Source organism: Rickettsia sp. MEAM1 (Bemisia tabaci), assembly GCF_002285905.1.
In the GTDB taxonomy this organism is placed as follows: domain Bacteria; phylum Pseudomonadota; class Alphaproteobacteria; order Rickettsiales; family Rickettsiaceae; genus Rickettsia.
On record NZ_CP016305.1, the window covers coordinates 649,395 to 671,067 of the forward strand.

The following is a 21,673-nucleotide window of genomic DNA, read 5'->3' on the forward strand; positions in this document are numbered from 1 at the left end:
TCTATAAACGAAACTTGTTTGTAGAATAACGCATATGTGCATAGAGCTATTCTAGTGATTGTTTGAAATATTAAGTAAGTCTTAGCAGTTAGTAATTTCATTGATTTTGTTTTAAATTGTTGATTCTATAATTTTTATATGTCATTCCAAACTTTACCTTTCCGGTAATAATATCTCTCTTTTACCTGTATGATTCGGTGGGGAGACTATCCCTTCTTTTTCCATTTTCTCAACTAAATTGGCAGCTTTGTTATAACCGATTCTAAGCGATCTTTGAATATAGCTAATGGAAGATTTTCGTTCATCACGTACTATCTGCACGGCTCTTTTATAAAGTACTTCATCTGATGTGCCATCACCGATATCAATACTACTATCATCTTCATCAGGTTGCTCTGTTACAGCAGATATATATTCTGGTGTGCCTGTTTCTTTTAAATATTCCGTAATTTGCTCGATCTCAGATTCGTTAACAAAAGGTCCGTGTACCCTTGTAATTTTAGAGGTATTGCCCATAAATAGCATATCACCCATACCAAGTAACTGCTCTGAACCCTGTTCGCCTAAGATAGTTCGGCTATCGATTTTAGAGGTAACCTTAAAGCTGATACGGCTTGGGAAGTTAGCCTTGATAACACCGGTAATAACGTCAACAGATGGTCTTTGCGTTGCCATAATAATATGGATGCCGGCAGCTCTTGCCATTTGAGCTAAACGCTGTATCAACATCTCGATATCTTTACCGGCAACCAGCATTAAATCAGCCATCTCATCAACAATCACCACTATGAACGGCAGCTTTTCCATATTCATCGCCACAGTTTCATAAATAGGTCTGCCGGTTTCAGGATCAAAGCCTGTTTGAATTGACTTCTCAATTATTCTTCCCTCTTTAACTACTTCCTGAATCTTAGTATTATAGCCAGCAATATTCTTAACACCGATATTGCTCATCATTCTATAGCGGTTTTCCATTTCTTTAACTGCCCATTTCAGTGCCACCACTGCTTTAGCCGGTTCAGTTACCACGGGCGTTAATAAATGCGGTATTCCGTCATAAGCTGATAGCTCAAGCATTTTCGGGTCAATCATGATAAAGCGACACTCTTCAGGGGTATAGCGATATAACAGCGAAACGATCATAGCGTTAATTCCCACCGATTTACCTGAACCGGTTGTCCCTGCAACAAGCAAGTGCGGCATTTTGGCAAGATCGGCGATAAGCGGTTTACCTGCCAAATCTTTACCTAAGACTAAAGGCAATAAAGTAGATGTATCTTGATATTCCGGTGTTGCTATAAGCTCTTTCAAGCAAAAAAATTCTCGCTGCTTATTAGGTAGCTCAATACCAAGCACATTTTTACCAGGTACTACCGCAATCCTTGTCGATAGGGCTGAGAGCGAGCGAGCTATATCATCGGATAACCCTACTACTCTTGAGGTTTTAGTGCCTGCTGCCGGTTCAAACTCATATAAAGTTACTACCGGACCTTGGCTTATATTAATTATTTGTCCTTTCACACCAAAATCATTTAGCACAGTTAGCAATTCTTCGGCTTTTTGCTTTAATTCTGACGATGAAGCACCTTTTATATGATGATTTTCAGGGTTACGAAGTAAAGAAATTGGTGGCAGTGCTGCTGTTTCATTTTGAGAGATTTTAGGAGCAGCAGGTTTATTAAAGAATTTTATAGGATTTACAGGGGCTGGTTTAGCCATAATATGCTTTGGCTCTTCTATAAATCTTATTTTTTCGCTTACCAGTTTTGTATAAGAAGGGGTAATCTTTATTTTATTATTTGCTTTACCGGAAAATAATTTTGGCAAAGTTAATTGTGAAAATAGATTATAGAAAAAAGTTTGTATTTTATATGCTAAGAATTTACCTAATTTAATGATAAAGCTGCTTAAAGAAGTAAATTTAATTTCAAATAAAACAACAAATATAATAAATGTAAAAAATACTAATAATAAATGAAGCTGATTTGTGAATTGTTTAAGAAAATGAAAAATAATTATACCAGCTGCTCCGCCACCATTAGAGGGCACGAATTCTAAATTAAAATTAGATAGTAAAGCTGCGGTGCTGAAAAGAGCAAGTAGCATTACCGATATACGGATAAAGGATTTGTGATATTTCTGTTGCCAACAATTCTTCCCCCAAATAAAACAAGAAAGCGGTATTATAAAAGCTGCCACCCCAAAAAATTGATATAAAAAATCAGATAGATAAGAACCAAAAATCCCTAATAAATTATTAGTATATCCAGTTGTTGCCGAATTAAAAGACGGGTCATCAAGCTTATATGATATAAGCATCGAAATAGTAGCAAGCCCGATTATTCCTAAAATAACAGCTTGTACTTTACTATTTGAAAGAAATTTGTTTACGTAGTATAGCATTAAATACTTATTGATAAAAATTTACTATAACATACTATTTTGAAGTAAATTAAACAAGAAAATTTACACCTTGGAGAAAAATGTTATACTAGGGACAATTACAATCGTCATTGCGAAGAGATTATGTCATTCCCGCGGAGGCGGGAATCCAGAAAAAATTATAAATACAGCAAATTTTTAAAACTAAAAGCTCGATTTCTCTCGCTTTATGCTGGATTCCCGCCTCCGCGGGAATGACATGGTACAAGTTTTTCGATCTACGCAACAATACCACGCGGGCAATGCTGTAGCTAGGATGAAACCAATTTTATAACTAATAAAACTACTTCCATACTTACTTTACCCTTTACCCTCACAAAGTTATTGTTTGTTTTACTTTTTGTGATTATTATCGCATAGAAAATTAACTTAAGTTCTATGCCAAATATAGACATTCTTATTTTTACTAGTTTTTTAGCGATTAATTTAATCGTTGGATTTGCGGATATTAAAAATATAAAGAATATTCGGGAATATGCGATTGGGAAAAGAAATTTCTCGACCGGTACGATAGTTGCAACCCTAATTGCTACTTGGATCGGCACTAGTACTTTCCTAATCGATAATTCACGAATATATACTGACGGGTTGTTTTACCTGCTTCCTAGCATACTTGGTAGTGTTGTTAGTTGGCTATTAATTGCCTATTTTCTTGCTCCTCGTTTCGAACATTTTTTAGGCAGTATGTCAGTAGCCGAAATAATGGGGGAGGCTTACGGCAATAAAGTTCGTGGTCTTACCTCTATTGTTAGCATATTAATGGCTATAGGCAGGATTGCCATTCAGTTTCATATAGCTAGTTTAGTGCTGGAGTTATTTTTTGGTATTTCAAATTTTTACGTAGATTTATTTTTAGCAACTTTCATAATAAGCTATTCGGCTTTCGGCGGCGTTAAATCGGTTACTTTTACTGAAGCCGTACAGTTTTTTACCTATAGTGCCGTTATTCCGGTAATAGGGATTATAGTGTGGAATGTTTTTAGCGATCTGGCTATTTCTATCGACTCAAATGTGCAGCATCATCTTACCGATTTAGGTATGGTATTTAATTATACGAACCCTAAATTTTGGATATCCTTAAATATCTTTATATATTTTGCGATTCCATCGCTTGGTCCTTCGATTTTTCAAAGAATATTGATGGCAAAGGACATACACCAGATATCAAGAACCTTTTTTATTTCAGCAATTATTTGCCTTTGTTTATCTGTCTTATTCATTTGGATTGCGATATTATTGCTTTCCCAAAATGCTGTCGATAGTAGTCAATTATTTTCTCAGATTACTAAAAGCTATATAGGATTTAAAGGCTTAATAGTTGGCGTTATTATGGCAATGATAATCTCAAGCACTAACTCTTATATTAACGTTGCAACAGTAAGCTTGATGTATGATATCTGTAAAAAAACCTCGCTGCGATATAGCTATGTAACTGCGATTATCATAGGCTTGATAGGGTTCGTTATCTCACTTTATACGAAAGACCTAATTAATATATTCTTATTACTCACCAGCATCTATTTACCTATAATTACCTTGCCGTTGATTCTCTTAATATACGGCTTTAAATCAACTGCTAAAACCTTTTTTATCGGTGCGGTAGCAGCATTATTAACAATCATAGCATGGCAATTATTTTCTTTAAGGCAAATTATAGGGATTTATCCAATCTTGCCGGCTGCGATCATAAACTTAATCTTTTTCCTTGGTAGTCATTATATTTTAAAACAGCCAGGCGGTTTTGGTTCGTTAAAAGAGCCGCTGAGCGTAAGGCTGATAAAGCAAGAGCGAAGAAGAAGATTCTTGGGTTTATTTCGCTTAATCAAGAATTTTAATCCTTTGATATACTGGAATAATACATTACCACGCCAAGAAATCACTTATAGCTATGTTGGGATATTTATTTTAATCTCTATCTTTTCATCCTTATATCTTACGCCTAACAGTAGGATAATGAACCATCTAAATATATATAATATCATTTATCACTGTACGCTTGTAACTTCTGCAATACTTATCACTTATCCGTTATGGCCTTTGAGGTTTCAGAAGAAATATATCATATCCTTATTCTGGTTTGTTGCTAATTTCGGGATATTGATATTTTTTAGTAGTTTGCTTGTTTTATCAAGCAATTTCTATCAATTACAATTGATGAGTTTAATAATTAACCTACTAATAATTGCGACATTGTTTAGATGGAATACTACTTTAGTTATGACTATTATTGGCGTATTTGCTAGCATAGAGTTTTATAAATATTTTATGGATGAGAAGCTGTTAATTAATATAGATAGCTTCCAGTTCAAAGTGATATATTTCCTTACTTTATTCAGTGGGTTGTTAATCGTTTTCTTAAGACCAAGGCAAGAGCAGGAAAGATTAATTAACCTAAAAAATACTCATTTAGGGGATAGGGTTAGTTTTAGAGAGCAGGAACTAGAGAAATTACTTGATTTAAAACATGAATTTTTACGTAATATAAACCATGAAATAAATACGCCGCTAACTGGTATTATTAGCCTTGGTGAAACTTTATGGGCTAATTACGATAGATTTAGTGATGATCAACGCCGTAATGCAGTAGAGATAATAGCTAAAAGCTCTAGTAGGTTAAATAGTTTGATAGGCAATATCTTAGATTTCTCAAAACTATCTAGTCTTGGTTATGAGTTAAAAAAAGAAAGCATAAATTTAAGCGAGCTATTGCATGAGCGAATAAAAATATGTAAGAAATTATATTTGAACAATAAGAAGTTAGAATTTATATCTGAGATTGAAGAAAATATAGTGCTTAAATGCGATCCTCATTATATTAGCCATACATTCGATAATTTGATAATTAACGCTATTAGCTATTGTAATGACGGTATAATAAAAATTGATTTACAAAAGCAAGAAAATAATATTTTATTTACTATCAAAGATGATGGAATAGGCGTTCCAAAAGAGGAACTACAAACTATATTCGGTGTGTTCGTCGTAAGCTCGAAAACCCGAACACCTGCGGGTGGTAGAGGAATGGGGCTTGCCTTGTGTAAAAAGGTAATAGAGCTGCATGGTGGAAAAATCTGGGCAGAAAATGACAAACAGGGGAAGACGACTTTTGTTTTTACTATGCCCCTTTAATGTCATACCGCGAGCTTGTAGCGGTATCCAAAAAAACAATAAAAAATACTAATTTTATTAGTATTTTTAACTGGCTCTAGTTCATAAATCACGGGATGACAGCGGGGAGAATGATCCATGCAGGCAATGCCGTCACGGGACGACAACTAAACAACCCTCAGCTATAAGCTGAGGGGTTATAAAGTGGAATGGCACCGTCAAGTTAAGTAAATTAGTGTCACAAAGTACTATATTTTTAGATTTCAGACAGCAAGAAGTCTTTGAGTAGCTTCATCCCAAATGGATTTAGCGGACGCAAATGCAATTCTTTGCTCAGATGCTGTTTTAGTATATCTTCCAACATTTACAGCAAATATATTTCTGACTTTTCCCATCAGTGATAATGTACATTGTGCTGAATTAGGATGCTTAAATTTAATCAGTATCTTCTCTTTTCTCCTAGTTGGCTGATGGGCATTCTCAATCCGATTATTTAGTCTTTTATCGGTACGATGCTTAGTCCTAGGACACATATACCTAACTGGTTTAATGTAGCTTTTTAGCTTATCAGTCACAATAACCCTTGGACATGGATAATTACCCAATAATCTTGATAAAAAGCGAATAGCTGATTTCTTGTTACGACGCTTCTGCAGTAATACTTCTAATTCATGTCCCTCAGAGTCAACAGCTCTCCATAATATGAATACTTCACCTTTGATCTTGATATTCATCTCATCCAAATGCCATTTATCAGTTGGCTTTCGCTCTCTCTTACTAATAACATCTTGAAAATAAACTACAAACTTATAACACCAAAACCTTACAGTCTCATGACTTAATATAATACCTCGATAAGCCATCTGCTCTTGAACATCTCGGTAACTATTATTAAAGCGATGATATAACCATACTGTATGGCTAATAATGCTTGCTGGAAAACGATGTCTATTCGGGGCTTGAGTAATATGCATAGCGGTAAAATCTAGGATAAATTGTTACTGCTATTCTATAAATCATTCCCTGTAATTGCTCAATACTTAATTTATACCTCCCTTAACTTGACGGTGCCCTGCAGAAGCGTCGTAACAAGAAATCAGCTATTCGCTTTTTATCAAGATTATTGGGTAATTATCCATGTCCAAGGGTTATTGTGACTGATAAGCTAAAAAGCTACATTAAACCAGTTAGGTATATGTGTCCTAGGACTAAGCATCGTACCGATAAAAGACTAAATAATCGGATTGAGAATGCCCATCAGCCAACTAGGAGAAAAGAGAAGATACTGATTAAATTTAAGCATCCTAATTCAGCACAATGTACATTATCACTGATGGGAAAAGTCAGAAATATATTTGCTGTAAATGTTGGAAGATATACTAAAACAGCATCTGAGCAAAGAATTGCATTTGCGTCCGCTAAATCCATTTGGGATGAAGCTACTCAAAGACTTCTTGCTGTCTGAAATCTAAAAATATAGTACTTTGTGACACTAATTTACTTAACTTGACGGTGCCAGTTTAACATATGGAGGATGATCTAATTTTTTAGGGGATAATGTAAATATTTCAAAACCGTCTTTAATAACGCCTATAGTATGCTCAAATTGTGCTGATAAAGACTTGTCACGTGTGGTAACTGTCCAACCATCAAGGCTACTTAATATAGTATCATATCCGCCGGCATTTACCATTGGCTCAACAGTAAAAAACATACCTTCTTCTAAAATAATTCCTGTTCCGCTGCGACCATAATTTAATATTGATGGCTCATCATGAAACACGCGACCGATCCCATGACCAGTATAATCTCTAACCACAGAATAATTATGCTTCTCAGCATAGCTTTGAATAGCATGACCTATATCACCGAGCCTTGCCCCTGGTTTTACTACCTCGATTCCTTTCATCATCGCATCATAAGTTACTTGAATAAGGCGTTTTGGTTTTATTGCTACATCGCCAACATAATACATACGGCTAGTGTCACCATACCAACCATCTAAAATTACTGTAACATCAATATTTATTATATCACCATTTCGTAATGGCTTATCGTTTGGAATGCCGTGACAAACTACGTGATTTATCGAGGTGCAAATAGATTTCGGGAAACCTTTATAATTTAAAGGGGCAGGAATGGCATTATTCGAAATAATAAAATTATGACAAAGATCGTTTAAACTATTTGTAGTAACGCCTGGCTTTACATGCGGTTCTATAAAATCAAGTGTTTCAGCAGCTAACCTGCCAGCTGCCCGCATTTTCTCAAAATCTTTCTCGGAATGAATTTTTATGGTCATTTATCGTCATGTTATACTATGTGTTCTCTATAAAACTATATTATAACATAGTTTTTTAAAAGGTGTAAATTCTATTTACCTTATATTCTCTAAGTGAGCTTTTAAGAATTCAGGAGCAAAATCTGCTCCATTAGACCAAGGGCACCGTCAAGTTAAGGGAGGTATAAATTAAGTATTGAGCAATTACAGGGAATGATGGCACCGTCAAGTTAAGTAAATTAGTGTCACAAAGGGCACCGTCAAGTTAAGTAAATTAGTATCACAAAGTACTATATTTTTAGATTTCAGACAGCAAGAAGTCTTTGAGTAGCTTCATCCCAAATGGATTTAGCGGACGCAAATGCAATTCTTTGCTCAGATGCTGTTTTAGTATATCTTCCAACATTTACAGCAAATATATTTCTGACTTTTCCCATCAGTGATAATGTACATTGTGCTGAATTAGGATGCTTAAATTTAATCAGTATCTTCTCTTTTCTCCTAGTTGGCTGATGGGCATTCTCAATCCGATTATTTAGTCTTTTATCGGTACGATGCTTAGTCCTAGGACACATATACCTAACTGGTTTAATGTAGCTTTTTAGCTTATCAGTCACAATAACCCTTGGACATGGATAATTACCCAATAATCTTGATAAAAAGCGAATAGCTGATTTCTTGTTACGACGCTTCTGCAGTAATACTTCTAATTCATGTCCCTCAGAGTCAACAGCTCTCCATAATATGGATACTTCACCTTTGATCTTGATATTCATCTCATCCAAATGCCATTTATCAGTTGGCTTTCGCTCTCTCTTACTAATAACATCTTGAAAATAAACTACAAACTTATAACACCAAAACCTTACAGTCTCATGACTTAATATAATACCTCGATAAGCCATCTGCTCTTGAACATCTCGGTAACTATTATTAAAGCGATGATATAACCATACTGTATGGCTAATAATGCTTGCTGGAAAACGATGTCTATTCGGGGCTTGAGTAATATGCATAGCGGTAAAATCTAGGATAAATTGTTACTGCTATTCTATAAATCATTCCCTGTAATTGCTCAATACTTAATTTATACCTCCCTTAACTTGACGGTGCCCCTGCTTTTCCTACCCCTAATATGTAAGAATTTTTTTGTTTTAAATTGTTATCATGATTCATAGTTCAAGACGTTCGTACAAATAGTAAAAACTGAAGATTGGCGCGCCCTAAAGGATTCGAACCTCTGACCTACGGATTAGAAATCCGTTGCTCTATCCAGCTGAGCTAAGGGCGCTGAAATGGGTGGATATGGTTTATGTGTTTCAGTACAGTGTTTTTATGGCACTGAAACCGTTATTATTAGTGTCATCCTGTGGTCAAGCCAGCATTGCCCGCATAGATCGAAAAACATGTTCGGTGTCATCTAGTTGCTTGAGAACTAGATCCAGAAAATAATAAAAAATACTAATAAAATTAGTATTTTTAACTGGATCCCGTGAATAAATCACGGGATGACACCGAGGGCGTTTTTCAATCCACGCGGGCAATGCTGCCACGGTACGACAAAAAAAATCTAGATTCTCACCTACGCAGAAATAACATCGGAGTCATGCAACAATGCCGGAAATTCTCAACTCGGCAATCTAATATTTTTACAATTTTTCACCTATAAAGGTGGTGCCGGATATCGGATTTGAACTGATGACCTACCGCTTACAAGGCGGTTGCTCTACCACTGAGCTAATCCGGCTTATTTTTTATTTATTACTTGAACTGAAAACGTCATTGCGAGGAGCAAAGCGACGAAGCAATCTCAGGAATTCTATACTACTTCGTAAGATTGCCACGTCGATGCTATGCATCTTCTCGCAATGACGATGGACGCCCCCACGTAGGCAAGCCTTAAGCAGGAATGACACCAAGAGCTTTTTTCAAGCCATGTAACAAAAATTTGGTAAAAAGTAAAATAACTTATAGTAAGTTATTTTACTGGACCCCGTGGTCAAGCCACGGGGTGACAGGGAAAAATGGTCCACGCAACAATACCGCCACAGGATGACATTACGCTTCTTTAGCTTCTTTTTTGCTTGGTTTAGCTTTACGGTTTTTTAGCTTAACTTCCATCTCTTTTTTAACTTTCTCAGGAAGAGCTATACCAGCTTGCTCGATAAATCTTGCAACTCTATCTGTTGGTTTAGCACCAGATTTAAGCCAATATTCTACACGATCCGCTTTTAGAACTACACGCTCATTACTATCTTTAGCAAGCATCGGATTATAAGTTCCAACTTTTTCTAAAAAATCACCATCACGTGGTGCGGTTGCGTTAGCTACTACTACACGGTAAAAAGGACGCTTTTTAGCACCGCCTCTAGCTAAACGAATTTTTACTGCCATATATTACTTCGATTATTTTATTTTTTCTTCTTTAAAAAGAACATGTTTTCTTACTTTTGGATCGTATTTACGAAAAGAAAGATTTTCAGTTTGCGTTTTTGGATTACGCTTTTTCACTAAAAAAAAGCCTGTACCTGCTGTACTTACTAACCTTACCAAAATATTTTTATTTTTCTTTGCCATTAGCTTATCGCCTAATTAAGATATTATAATATTCTAAGTAGACCAGAATAAAACGAAATTAAAAAATAGTCAAGGAAAAAACCACCTTGGCTGGTTTTTTGTTATGACCATTTTACTTCGGGTGGTAGAGACATCAATATTGCCTCAACATTGCCGTCAGTCATTAAGCCGAACTTTGTACCTCTATCATATAGCAAATTAAATTCTACGTACCTACCTCGTCTTATGAGCTGGTATTCTTTCTGCTCGTCCGTCCAAGGTAAAAATAGCTTATTTCTAACGATTTCAGGATATACTGATAATAACGCTTTGCCTACATCTTGCGTAAAAGAAAAATCTTGCTCAAAATTACCACTATTTAGATAATCGTAAAATATTCCGCCGACTCCTCTCGGTTCTTTTCTATGTTTCAAATAAAAATATTCGTCACATTGCTTTTTAAATTTAGGATAATAACCAGAATCATATTTGTCGCATGCTTCTTTGAAAGCTGCATGAAATTTTGCTGTCTCGTCTTCTTCCGGATAAAAAGGCGTTAAATCACCACCACCGCCAAACCAATTTTTTGAGGTTTCAATATAACGAGTATTGAAGTGCATTGCAGGGATTAACGGAGATTTAAGGTGAGCAACTAATGAAATACCAGTAGCAAAAAACTTGCCGTCTAGCTCTGCTCCCAGGATTTCGGCACGAAACGCCTTTGAGAATTCACCAAATACAGTGGATATATTAACGCCGACTTTTTCAAACACTTCCCCTTTCATAACCGACATAACACCGCCACCACCGCCATCACGTTCCCAGCTTGAGCGGACAAACTTACCCGCCTTTAAACCTTTTGCCTTTGCGTATTCTTCTTCGATTTTTTCAAATTCTGTACATACTAAATCACGTAAATTAGTAAACCAGCTACTTGTTACTTCTCTATTTTTTTTGTTCATAACTATTTAACAACTGTTTGATTACTCTTCTCATCATATACATAATAATTAAAAATATAGCTGCAATAATCATGATATAGAAAGCTGGAGCGTAAAATAATTTAGTATGCTCAACAAGCCAACGTGAAATAATCGGGGACGTACCGCCAAATATTGCTATCGCAAAGTTGTAGCTGAAAGCAACGCCGGTAAATTTTTGCTCTGCAGTAAATAGAGAAATAACGAATATATATGCCGTACCTGCTATACTTCCTGCAAGCATGCCAAGAACAGTAAGTGCTAGAATTTGCTGCCAAGTTTCTTCTGCCGACATAAGTAACATAGTCGGTAAGATCAATAACAAAATTGCAGTACCGACTAACATACTCATCTTAAACTTTCCGATAATATCGGCAGCACCGCCAGCAAGCGGCATCGCAACCATTGCAATAAACAAGCTATAAGCTGAATAGGATAAAGCAATAGCATTATCAAAATGCATAACATTGTAATAAAACACATTTATATATGTTTTTACTAAATACATAATACTGCTAGCTATGGCACCTATACATATGGTCAAAAACATAGATTTCCAAGCTGTTTTTATTACGTTGGAAAAAGGAGCTTTAAGAACTTTTTTCTTTTTCTCAAGCATTTTAAAAATCGGCGTTTCTGAAACACGCAGTCGCAAGTAAAATCCAGCAAGCCCTATAAATCCGCCGAGAAGAAAAGCAAACCGCCATGCAAAATCAATATGGGAAAAATAACGCTCTATTATAATACCAATAAAAATTGCTACTAATGTGCCAACAATATTGGAACCATGTACTAAACCTGCTGTAAAACCAGGTCTTAAATTTTGACGATGTTCTAAAATGAAAATAGCAGCTCCTGTTCCCTCACCGCTAATACAAAGCCCCTGAATAAGCCGCATTATGATTAGAGTAACGGGTGCATAAACCCCAATATCTGCATATGAGGGGATCAAACCCATGATAAAGGTCGGGATAGTCATACCAAGCATAGATATTATCAGGGCAATACGCCTACCATATCTATCACCAATATAACCAAATAATATACCGCCGATTGGTCTTGTCAAAAACCCAACTGCAAATACGGCTAAGCTTAAAAGAATCTGGATAAATTCTGACTCCCCAGGAAAGAAAATTCGCCCTATAATCGGCGAGAAAACTGAATATACAGTAAAGTCATAATATTCAAGTATATTCCCTGAAATGGCAGATAGAAAAATGAATTTAGATTTATTCATCGAACTCTAAATAACTTAATTACTAATTAGTTATTATAAACAAGTTCTATCATTTATAAAGTATAAATTTTTATCCAATAAAATTTGCCCTTTTTGCACGTCGTGCATTTGCAGCTAAATCTCCAGTAGCCTTTTTATTATCTTGCTTTCTTTTTAATAATGTATCTTTTAAATCTTTACCTATTGTTGCTGCTTGTGTTACGGCAGTTTTCTTAGAAACATTTTTTAACTTAGCTTGATATTCTTTAATTTTTGATATTCGGTTTTCACGCAATTGTTCATAACGAGTTTTGCCACCTGTTCCTTGAACCTTTTCCTCCATTTTTGCCACAAAATTCTTAAGAGGCTCAGGCTCTTTGTTCTGAATAAGAATTAAACAATTTTTGTCTAAAGCTCCTGGTATTTTTTCTTGTATCTTTTTTATCCCACGATACATATCTAAAGGTTCTGGAGGCACCGTCAAGTTAAGGGAGGTATAAATTAAGTATTGAGCAATTACAGGGAATGATTTATAGAATAGCAGTAACAATTTATCCTAGATTTTACCGCTATGCATGGCACCGTCAAGTTAAGTAAATTAGTATCACAAAGTACTATATTTTTAGATTTCAGACAGCAAGAAGTCTTTGAGTAGCTTCATCCCAAATGGATTTAGCGGACGCAAATGCAATTCTTTGCTCAGATGCTGTTTTAGTATATCTTCCAACATTTACAGCAAATATATTTCTGACTTTTCCCATCAGTGATAATGTACATTGTGCTGAATTAGGATGCTTAAATTTAATCAGTATCTTCTCTTTTCTCCTAGTTGGCTGATGGGCATTCTCAATCCGATTATTTAGTCTTTTATCGGTACGATGCTTAGTCCTAGGACACATATACCTAACTGGTTTAATGTAGCTTTTTAGCTTATCAGTCACAATAACCCTTGGACATGGATAATTACCCAATAATCTTGATAAAAAGCGAATAGCTGATTTCTTGTTACGACGCTTCTGCAGTAATACTTCTAATTCATGTCCCTCAGAGTCAACAGCTCTCCATAATATGAATACTTCACCTTTGATCTTGATATTCATCTCATCCAAATGCCATTTATCAGTTGGCTTTCGCTCTCTCTTACTAATAACATCTTGAAAATAAACTACAAACTTATAACACCAAAACCTTACAGTCTCATGACTTAATATAATACCTCGATAAGCCATCTGCTCTTGAACATCTCGGTAACTATTATTAAAGCGATGATATAACCATACTGTATGGCTAATAATGCTTGCTGGAAAACGATGTCTATTCGGGGCTTGAGTAATATGCATAGCGGTAAAATCTAGGATAAATTGTTACTGCTATTCTATAAATCATTCCCTATAATTGCTCAATACTTAATTTATACCTCCCTTAACTTGACGGTGCCCTGAGGGTTGTTTAGTTGCTGTATTTGTTAAATTAGCTATTTTTAAAAATAGCACCAGAAAAATTAACTGCGTTAAATATTAAATTACTTAAATCAAAATTTGCTAAATTCATATTTCTAGATTAGTAGTTTTTTATAAATCCTTTACAGAAGTAATTACTGTATTTGACGGGAATTTACTGAAATCTTCACTATTTAAAATGATATTGCTTGCAAAGTTGGTATTAACAAAAGTCGAATTTGTATAGTGGCTGTTAGTTATTTGCGAATTATAAAAAGAAGAATTGTTAAATGTAGTATTCGTTAAATTAGATCCTATTAAAGCTATCTGATTTAAATTTCCTGAAGTAATTTTTACATCCGAAAAATTTATATTTTGCATTAATGTTTTAGAAAAATTCACATTACTAAACTGACTATTGCTTATATTCGAGTTTAATAATTCACTATTATTTAAGTCGGTATTAATTACTGTGAACTGCTTAACATCGTTATTGCTAAAAATATTATTAGTCCAGCTTAAATTGTTGAAAGTAATATTTACCCCAGCCATTTTATTAAGTCTTGCAAAATTAGCGTTACTATTTTTTATCGATAAATTATTAAATTTAATATCATTTAGGCTTACATTATTTAATAAGCTAGTATCTACTTTAAACTGATTTAAAGTAGAGCCACTAATTACACTACTTTGTAAATCACATTTAACTATATTGATATTTTGCAGGGTTGAACCTTGAAAAGTAGTATAGGAAAAAATAGAGTTATTAGCTTGCACATTATTAAAATTTATCTCATTAAATATACTTTGTGTAAAATTAGAATCCTTAATTATTACGGCAGTTAATTTTGCTCTACTTAAGTCGCTAGATTCAAAATAATTATTAGTAAAATTAGTATTATTTATGATACTCCCCTCTAAATCTGCACCATAAAATATTGAATTTTCTATATTAGTATTTTTAAAACTATTGCTTTTAAGAACGGCTTTTTGAAAATTAACCCCATCAAGAGTATTGTTATTCCATAATATATTTTCAAGCTTAGCATTTTCAAAATTTACATTTTTAATAGTAGTTTTACTAAAAGCAGTATTACTAAAATTTGCCTGAACAAAATTTATATCTTGCAGAGTAATATTATCAAAAATAGAGCCTTGGAAATCAGAGTTATATCCTGAAACATTTTGTATTGTCCCATTTGCAAAATTACTTTCTTGTATGATAGCATTTGTTAAGATAGCTTTTTGTAAATTAGCTCCAGTAAAATCAGCACGTAATATTTCGCATGAAGTTAAATCTACCTCTGATAAATCTTCGTCTATTAATTTTACTCCAATTAGTTTTAATCCTCTTAGGTTTGAGCCAAATTGTCCTTTAAGGTTAACTTTAAGATTTTTAGCATTTTGTGATATTATGTAATTCCTAATTACAGTACTTTGGTTATCAGTTAATAAACCATTTGCATCACGTGTAGGTTCAGAGCAGTTAGTTAAGAATAGCGAAAAAGTAAATACTAGAAGTAGGTTAGGCGTTTGCTTCTTCATATTCCTCCTCGTTTATTCTGCCTGTCGGAGGTATATGTAAGCTTAATAGTTTTAATTTACGATGCAATGCTGATCGCTCCATACCAACAAATGAAGATGTTTTCGAGATATTATTATTAAAACGACTCATTTGTGCTGATAGATATTGGCGTTCAAAAACTTCTCTAGCTTCTCTAAGGGGCATAGATAGCATATCAAAGCTATCTTCAAGTTTAGTTAGATTAACGCTGTTTGCTAGAATCTCTGAAGGTATCATATAGGGTTTAATGATTTCATTATTTCCTGAAGTGATAGGATTCATAATTAAAGTCCACTCAACAACGTTGCGTAACTGTCTAATATTACCTGGCCACTCGTAAGATTGGAGTGCAGCAATAGTTTCATCGGCAAAAATACGTTCCTTTAAACCTGAAAATTTTGAAAGTTGTTTAACGAAATATTTGACTAGCAGTGGTATATCTTCTTTTCTCTCAAATAATGATGGTACTTTTAATGACGATACATTTAGGCGATAGTATAAATCTTCTAAAAACCTACCGTTATTAACCTCTTCTTGAATATTTTTAGAAGTGCCAGTGATGATTTTTATGTCAACTTTGACAATTTTCCCACAAGGTTTTTTTATGGTATGATCTTTTAAAAATTTTAATAATTTTATTTGAATTGGAACTGGGATATTACTAACTTCGTCTATATATAAAGTGCCGTTATTAGCAAATTCTAAAATAGTAGGTCGTTTGTTACTGTTATTATTGCTTTCTTGTTTTTCTGCTTCCCCAAATAACTCTTGATTGATTTTTTCTAAAGTCATGCAGGTAGGACTGAAAATAATGAATGGATTATTAACTCTCTTTGATTTTTTATGAATTAACCTTGCTGTTAACTCTTTACCACTACCTACTTTACCATGAATCATAATACGGCTGCTGGAGCTTGCCTCTTTGTCTATTTCTGCTTTATATTTTAAAGTAATAGTAGAGTTGCCTACTAGCTCAGTCTTATCTATAACTTTTGATTTTAAATCTATATTCTCACGTTTTAGCTTTGTAACTTCACAAGCTCTTTTGAGTAAAATAACTAGCTTATCATTATTAAAAGGTTTTTCTATATAGTCGTAAGCTCCCATTTTTATAGCATTTACTGCTGTCTCTATTGTACCATGACCACTAATAATTATTACTGGCATTAAAGGGTAGCGTTTTTTAATCACCTCTAAGATACCAAGACCATCCATCTCACTTCCTTGAAGCCAAATATCAAGTATCACCGCAGATACTGGCTTTTCAGCAAGTATTTTAAGAGCTTGCGTACTATTAGCTGCAACTTTAGGATTAAAACCCTCATCCTTTAAAATTGCAGCAATGATATTCCGTATATCTTCTTCATCGTCTACTATTAAAACATCTATCAGTGACATTATGACTTACCCTAAAATGTTGACATAAATATATACGTTAATGCCGAATTTAAAAGAAAGCAACATTTTTTTATAACATTTTTGGGCACCGTCAAGTTAAGGGAGGTATAAATTAAGTATTGAGCAATTACAGGGAATGATTTATAGAATAGCAGTAACAATTTATCCTAGATTTTACCGCTATGCATATTACTCAAGCCCCGAATAGACATCGTTTTCCAGCAAGCATTATTAGCCATACAGTATGGTTATATCATCGCTTTAATAATAGGGCACCGTCAAGTTAAGTAAATTAGTGTCACAAAGTACTATATTTTTAGATTTCAGACAGCAAGAAGTCTTTGAGTAGCTTCATCCCAAATGGATTTAGCGGACGCAAATGCAATTCTTTGCTCAGATGCTGTTTTAGTATATCTTCCAACATTTACAGCAAATATATTTCTGACTTTTCCCATCAGTGATAATGTACATTGTGCTGAATTAGGATGCTTAAATTTAATCAGTATCTTCTCTTTTCTCCTAGTTGGCTGATGGGCATTCTCAATCCGATTATTTAGTCTTTTATCGGTACGATGCTTAGTCCTAGGACACATATACCTAACTGGTTTAATGTAGCTTTTTAGCTTATCAGTCACAATAACCCTTGGACATGGATAATTACCCAATAATCTTGATAAAAAGCGAATAGCTGATTTCTTGTTACGACGCTTCTGCAGTAATACTTCTAATTCATGTCCCTCAGAGTCAACAGCTCTCCATAATATGAATACTTCACCTTTGATCTTGATATTCATCTCATCCAAATGCCATTTATCAGTTGGCTTTCGCTCTCTCTTACTAATAACATCTTGAAAATAAACTACAAACTTATAACACCAAAACCTTACAGTCTCATGACTTAATATAATACCTCGATAAGCCATCTGCTCTTGAACATCTCGGTAACTATTATTAAAGCGATGATATAACCATACTGTATGGCTAATAATGCTTGCTGGGAAACGATGTCTATTCGGGGCTTGAGTAATATGCATAGCGGTAAAATCTAGGATAAATTGTTACTGCTATTCTATAAATCATTCCCTGTAATTGCTCAATACTTAATTTATACCTCCCTTAACTTGACGGTGCCGCATAAACCAATAGTAAACGAAGAGAATTGTTAGATAATAATGAAAATAAAGCAATTAATTAGAAACTTTTACTGCATTTAATTTATTATATAGTTTGTAAATAGACTGTTCAGCATCGTTAATTTTTCTATTAACTACTTTCAATAATTTTTTTGAAGGCTCTTCAGTTATTTGTGCAGCAGAGCTTATTTGTTCTGCTAAATTTTTAAGAGATTCTTGTATTTCTATAAAGGATCTTCTAAATTGCTCTTTAATCGTAGTAGATGATTCTTCAAGCTCTTTTATTTTTAAACATAAATTTTCTAAAAGCTGCTCTATCTTAGCTTGCATTAAGTTTAATTTTTGCTTTTCTTTTTCACTAAGATAACTTAATGTTTCTTGCATTTTTGCTTGAATTCTTACCTTTGTAGTACGATCAAGTTCTGAAGCAAGCCCAACCTTACTCATCAAGAATATTATCCATTTGTGGACATCAAAATGATACCATTTTGCACCATTACGATAGTCTGAAGGGAAAGCATGATGATAGTTATGCCAGTTTTCCCCAAGTAAAAATAAAGCCATCCACCAAATATCTCCAGCAGTTCCTTTATAATATTTTTTACTACCGACAAAGTGACATAAAGAATTTACACAAAAAGTTGCTTGTTGTTGCAAGAATCTACCAAGCCCCATAAATAAAAATCCCATATATGCCGAATGTAGAGTGCCACCGACTAGGTAACCTATAATTAATGGTACAGCTATATTCATAAAGGCTGCTATCTGCCAATAATATCTTAGCTGCCACTTTAATAAATTATTTTTACCAAGTTTAACCCAAGTAATACGATCGATAGATTTATAGCTGCCTTGCCCAACTAACATCCAACCTATATGAGACCAAATAAAACCTAAAACCCTATTTTCAAATTTTAAAGGACTATGCGGATCTTGATCTGTATCTGTTTTAGCATGGTGTTTATAGTGGTTTGAAGCCCAAGATAAAGCAGGACCTTGCAAAGTTCCAGCAGATAGTACAACTAAAACAAACTCAGCATATTTATTTATCTTATAAGAATGATGAGACCATAATCTATGCAATCCAATTCCAACCGTAATATTATTAACATAATAACTGCTAATCAGAAAAATAATTTCAGTCCAACCTATTCCATAATTGGATACATATTTAACTAAAAGCGATATCAGGATAACAGGATAAATTATTAGTGCAAAAAATGCAGGCTTATTTATTTTACTTAGCATAAAGTTTAACCGATTTTTAATTGTAACAATGAACCTAACTAGCATCGATAAGAAATATTAACACAATTACTACACAAATACAAAGAAATTTTTAATTGTTATTATTAAGTATCTGATTCTACTATATCTTTATTAAGTGAATAACCAATAAAACGAACTGTTTTAATAATTGGACTATCTTTTCCTAAAGCATCTCTAATTCTATTTATATGCACATCAATCAGACGCTGGTTAAAACTTTCGTCATCTTCCCATAAATATCGCATTATTTCTCGGCGTGAATATACACTATCAGGTGATTGAAGAAAAAGTCGCAGAATTTTAAATTCTGTAGGACCTAAACGAATAGTTTCCTTGCCCTTATAAACCCTTTCAGCATTTAAATCAATGCTTATATTTTTAAATTTGATAATATTATCCTGTAAAATTGTTTTAGAGCGTCTCAATAAGTTTTTCAGAAAATGGATGATCTGATCAGATAAAAAAGGTTTATAGAAAAATGATATCAAATCATCGATATCCATTAAATTTAACTGTTTAGTTGAGGACAGAAAAATTATCGGGGTATTAGAAAGCTTATCAATTTTTCTAATATTAGATACAGTAACCATAGGATTTTCCTGTAGTTCTGCATTAGTAACTATGATAGCAAGGGGTTCATGGAAGAAATAATTTAATATTTTTTCTATGTTTATAATCCTTGTTATATTAAAGCCTGCTCTTTCTATATCGTTACATAAAGAAATATTAATGCTTTTTTTATTTTCTTCTTCTATAATTAGTAAGTTGTGGTAAGAGTTTGTCTAACACTAAATTAACCTCTGTTAATATTTAGTAAATAATTGAAAATTATTGTTAATAATCTTCAGATTTACTAGGGATTATAGCAAACTTTTTTTAAAAATAAACAAAGAAATAATAATTTTTTAAAAATAATACTTGAATTTAATAGTTTCAGTTGCTATAAATAGCTTTATTTTAAAGTTTTTGTTGGGATTCTTATAATTATGAGTTTTTACGAGTCAGTTTTTATTGTGCGTCAAGACGTATCATTAAATGATATAGATAAAATTGTTGATGATTTTAGTAAAATCATTAAAGATAATAACGGTGCTATTGTAAAAAAAGAATACTGGGGATTAAGAGCTTTAGCTTATAAAATCGGTAATCACAAAAAAGGACATTATTACCTTTTAGGTCTTGATACTACTCCAGCTGTAAAGCAAGAGCTAGAAAGAAAAATGAAACTTAATGAAAATATCATAAGATTTCTTACACAGAAAGTAGATTCAATTAGTAATGAGCCTTCACCGATATTAAAAAATCAAAGTACAGAAAATACTCCAGTAATTGATGTAACGGCTAATTAAAATAATCAAATCTAAATTTGCAGGAATTAAGGTAAAGAATGTCGAAAAATAATACTAGTGAAACAACAACCCGAAAACCAATGAAAAGAGCTTCTAAAAAAGTGTTCTTTAGAAGACGTAAAGGTTGTCCTCTTTCCGTGTCTAATGCACCAGTTATTGATTATAAAAATCCAGAGCTTTTAATAAAATTTGTTTCTGAAGGCGGTAGAATGCTACCAAGTAGAATCACAAATGTTTGTGCAAAAAAACAAAGAAAGCTAAATAATGCTATTAAAATTGCAAGAATTTTAGCATTGTTACCTTTTGTATTTCAAGCTAAGTAAAGGATGTATAATACCATGGAAGTTATTTTAATTAAACCGGTAAGAAAATTAGGTAAGATAGGGGAAATACATAAAGTAGCCGACGGATTTGGTCGTAATTATCTTTTACCACAAAAATTAGCTATTAGAGCTACTGAGCTTAATAAAGATTTAATTGTTAAGCAGAAGCATGAATTAGAAGAAAAAGATAAACAAGTAAAAGAAGAAATAACAAAAATTAATGATCTTATTAAAGATCAAAAATTAATTTTTGTTCGTCAGACCTCAGATGATGGTAAATTATTTGGTTCAGTAAATAATAAGGAAATAGCCGAAAAATTATCTCAAGCTGTATCTTACCCTATTTCTCATTTAAATATAATTCTTGATACTCAAATCAAATCTACAGGGATTTACAAGGTTGAAGTAAGATTACATGCTGAGCTTAGCACAGATGTTACAGTAATTGTTGCAAGATCAGAATCAGAAGTACAAGACTATTTACGTGAACAAAAAACTGAAGAATCTACAACAGAGCCTTTAGCTGAGTCAGCATAAGACTAGCTTTATCATTTTACAATTTGATTTGTCTTTATCCAAATGCTTTATTTATCCCGCAACTTAATTACGGGATAG

At 33.5% G+C, this 21,673-nt stretch carries 22 protein-coding genes, 2 tRNA genes and 1 pseudogene; 7 read left to right on the forward strand and 18 right to left on the reverse strand.

The genetic code is table 11. The features are described 5' to 3' along the window. Window positions 1-153: 153 nt before the first annotated feature. Window positions 154-2,403 carry a DNA translocase FtsK gene (locus BA173_RS03495; RefSeq protein WP_016948342.1) on the reverse strand — a complete coding sequence of 750 codons (2,250 nt, stop codon included), beginning with the start codon at window positions 2,401-2,403 and terminating at the stop codon, window positions 154-156. A gap of 417 nt (window positions 2,404-2,820) precedes the next feature. Between BA173_RS03495 and BA173_RS03500 the strand changes: the two genes are divergently transcribed. Beyond that, window positions 2,821-5,571 (forward strand): sodium:solute symporter family transporter, encoded by a 2,751-nt coding sequence (locus BA173_RS03500; protein ID WP_016948341.1) that lies wholly within the window; start codon window positions 2,821-2,823, stop codon window positions 5,569-5,571. Between the two features lie 242 nt (window positions 5,572-5,813). Here BA173_RS03500 and BA173_RS03505 read toward each other — a convergent pair whose 3' ends face one another. Continuing rightward, entirely contained in the window at window positions 5,814-6,524 is a 711-nt protein-coding gene (locus BA173_RS03505) for an IS6 family transposase (protein WP_095568243.1), read from the reverse strand. 21 nt (window positions 6,525-6,545) lie between these two features. Here BA173_RS03505 and BA173_RS08430 point away from each other — a divergent pair, with 21 nt between their 5' ends. Together BA173_RS08430 and BA173_RS03510 are read left to right on the forward strand one after the other, a co-directional pair. Beyond that, entirely contained in the window at window positions 6,546-6,707 is a 162-nt protein-coding gene (locus BA173_RS08430; RefSeq protein WP_232505975.1) for a hypothetical protein, read from the forward strand. Continuing rightward, window positions 6,674-7,015, forward strand: coding sequence for a DDE-type integrase/transposase/recombinase (locus tag BA173_RS03510; RefSeq protein WP_232505976.1), 342 nt, complete (start codon window positions 6,674-6,676; stop codon window positions 7,013-7,015). Before BA173_RS08430 ends, BA173_RS03510 begins: the two co-directional genes overlap by 34 nt. A gap of 36 nt (window positions 7,016-7,051) precedes the next feature. On the opposite strand, the gene map is transcribed toward BA173_RS03510, so the two are convergent. Both map and BA173_RS03520 read right to left on the reverse strand, forming a co-directional pair. Further along, window positions 7,052-7,852: a type I methionyl aminopeptidase gene (gene map / locus BA173_RS03515; RefSeq protein WP_016948340.1), complete on the reverse strand. Its 801-nt coding sequence runs from the start codon at window positions 7,850-7,852 to the stop codon at window positions 7,052-7,054. A gap of 284 nt (window positions 7,853-8,136) precedes the next feature. Next, on the reverse strand, window positions 8,137-8,847 hold the full coding sequence (locus tag BA173_RS03520; RefSeq protein WP_095568287.1) for an IS6 family transposase: 711 nt from the start codon (window positions 8,845-8,847) through the stop codon (window positions 8,137-8,139). A gap of 21 nt (window positions 8,848-8,868) precedes the next feature. Between BA173_RS03520 and BA173_RS07760 the strand changes: the two genes are divergently transcribed. Next, window positions 8,869-9,009, forward strand: a complete 141-nt coding sequence (locus BA173_RS07760) for a hypothetical protein (protein WP_157738067.1) — start codon at window positions 8,869-8,871, stop codon at window positions 9,007-9,009. A 36-nt stretch (window positions 9,010-9,045) separates the two neighbouring features. Here the strand turns inward: BA173_RS07760 and BA173_RS03525 are convergent. The 14 genes and pseudogenes from BA173_RS03525 to BA173_RS03585 all read right to left on the reverse strand — a co-directional run bounded on the left by BA173_RS03525 (window position 9,046) and on the right by BA173_RS03585 (window position 19,889). Next, window positions 9,046-9,122: transfer RNA gene (locus BA173_RS03525), tRNA-Arg, on the reverse strand. 381 nt (window positions 9,123-9,503) lie between these two features. After that, window positions 9,504-9,578, reverse strand: a tRNA-Thr gene (locus BA173_RS03530). Between the two features lie 311 nt (window positions 9,579-9,889). Next, the gene (rpsP, locus tag BA173_RS03535) at window positions 9,890-10,225 is read right to left on the reverse strand and encodes a 30S ribosomal protein S16 (protein WP_011478028.1); all 336 of its coding nucleotides are present in this window, start codon (window positions 10,223-10,225) and stop codon (window positions 9,890-9,892) included. A gap of 12 nt (window positions 10,226-10,237) precedes the next feature. Then, window positions 10,238-10,408 (reverse strand): 50S ribosomal protein L33, encoded by a 171-nt coding sequence (gene rpmG, locus BA173_RS03540; RefSeq protein WP_016948339.1) that lies wholly within the window; start codon window positions 10,406-10,408, stop codon window positions 10,238-10,240. Between the two features lie 101 nt (window positions 10,409-10,509). Next, window positions 10,510-11,349 carry an oxygen-dependent coproporphyrinogen oxidase gene (gene hemF / locus BA173_RS03545; RefSeq protein ID WP_068042009.1) on the reverse strand — a complete coding sequence of 280 codons (840 nt, stop codon included), beginning with the start codon at window positions 11,347-11,349 and terminating at the stop codon, window positions 10,510-10,512. Then, window positions 11,333-12,604 carry an MFS transporter gene (locus BA173_RS03550; protein WP_068042004.1) on the reverse strand — a complete coding sequence of 424 codons (1,272 nt, stop codon included), beginning with the start codon at window positions 12,602-12,604 and terminating at the stop codon, window positions 11,333-11,335. Before BA173_RS03550 ends, hemF begins: the two co-directional genes overlap by 17 nt. Before the next feature lie 70 nt (window positions 12,605-12,674). Further along, a complete protein-coding gene (locus BA173_RS03555; protein WP_232505977.1) occupies window positions 12,675-13,133 on the reverse strand; it encodes a hypothetical protein in 459 nt (152 codons plus the stop codon). A 79-nt stretch (window positions 13,134-13,212) separates the two neighbouring features. After that, complete coding sequence (locus BA173_RS03560) at window positions 13,213-13,923, reverse strand: IS6 family transposase (protein WP_095568243.1); 711 nt, start codon at window positions 13,921-13,923, stop codon at window positions 13,213-13,215. Window positions 13,924-14,031: 108 nt separating this feature from the next. Continuing rightward, window positions 14,032-15,567: pseudogene (locus tag BA173_RS03565) on the reverse strand (pentapeptide repeat-containing protein); the annotation flags it as partial. Beyond that, window positions 15,548-16,984: a sigma-54-dependent transcriptional regulator gene (locus tag BA173_RS03570; RefSeq protein WP_068042101.1), complete on the reverse strand. Its 1,437-nt coding sequence runs from the start codon at window positions 16,982-16,984 to the stop codon at window positions 15,548-15,550. The gene BA173_RS03570 and the pseudogene BA173_RS03565, both read right to left, overlap by 20 nt. 11 nt (window positions 16,985-16,995) lie before the next feature. Then, a complete protein-coding gene (locus BA173_RS07775; protein WP_157738071.1) occupies window positions 16,996-17,145 on the reverse strand; it encodes a hypothetical protein in 150 nt (49 codons plus the stop codon). A 162-nt stretch (window positions 17,146-17,307) separates the two neighbouring features. Next, complete coding sequence (locus BA173_RS03575; protein ID WP_095568243.1) at window positions 17,308-18,018, reverse strand: IS6 family transposase; 711 nt, start codon at window positions 18,016-18,018, stop codon at window positions 17,308-17,310. Between the two features lie 153 nt (window positions 18,019-18,171). Continuing rightward, window positions 18,172-19,365: a fatty acid desaturase gene (locus tag BA173_RS03580; RefSeq protein ID WP_068041916.1), complete on the reverse strand. Its 1,194-nt coding sequence runs from the start codon at window positions 19,363-19,365 to the stop codon at window positions 18,172-18,174. A gap of 104 nt (window positions 19,366-19,469) precedes the next feature. Then, entirely contained in the window at window positions 19,470-19,889 is a 420-nt protein-coding gene (locus BA173_RS03585) for a winged helix-turn-helix domain-containing protein (RefSeq protein WP_232505978.1), read from the reverse strand. A 483-nt stretch (window positions 19,890-20,372) separates the two neighbouring features. Here BA173_RS03585 and rpsF point away from each other — a divergent pair, with 483 nt between their 5' ends. The 3 genes from rpsF to rplI are packed head-to-tail and all read left to right on the forward strand — an operon-like array spanning window position 20,373 to window position 21,595. Then, the gene (gene rpsF / locus BA173_RS03590; protein WP_011476818.1) at window positions 20,373-20,735 is read left to right on the forward strand and encodes a 30S ribosomal protein S6; all 363 of its coding nucleotides are present in this window, start codon (window positions 20,373-20,375) and stop codon (window positions 20,733-20,735) included. 38 nt (window positions 20,736-20,773) lie between these two features. Continuing rightward, window positions 20,774-21,058 (forward strand): 30S ribosomal protein S18, encoded by a 285-nt coding sequence (gene rpsR / locus BA173_RS03595; RefSeq protein ID WP_016948150.1) that lies wholly within the window; start codon window positions 20,774-20,776, stop codon window positions 21,056-21,058. 15 nt (window positions 21,059-21,073) lie between these two features. Further along, complete coding sequence (gene rplI, locus BA173_RS03600; protein WP_016948149.1) at window positions 21,074-21,595, forward strand: 50S ribosomal protein L9; 522 nt, start codon at window positions 21,074-21,076, stop codon at window positions 21,593-21,595. The last annotated feature ends 78 nt before the right edge of the window (window positions 21,596-21,673 follow it).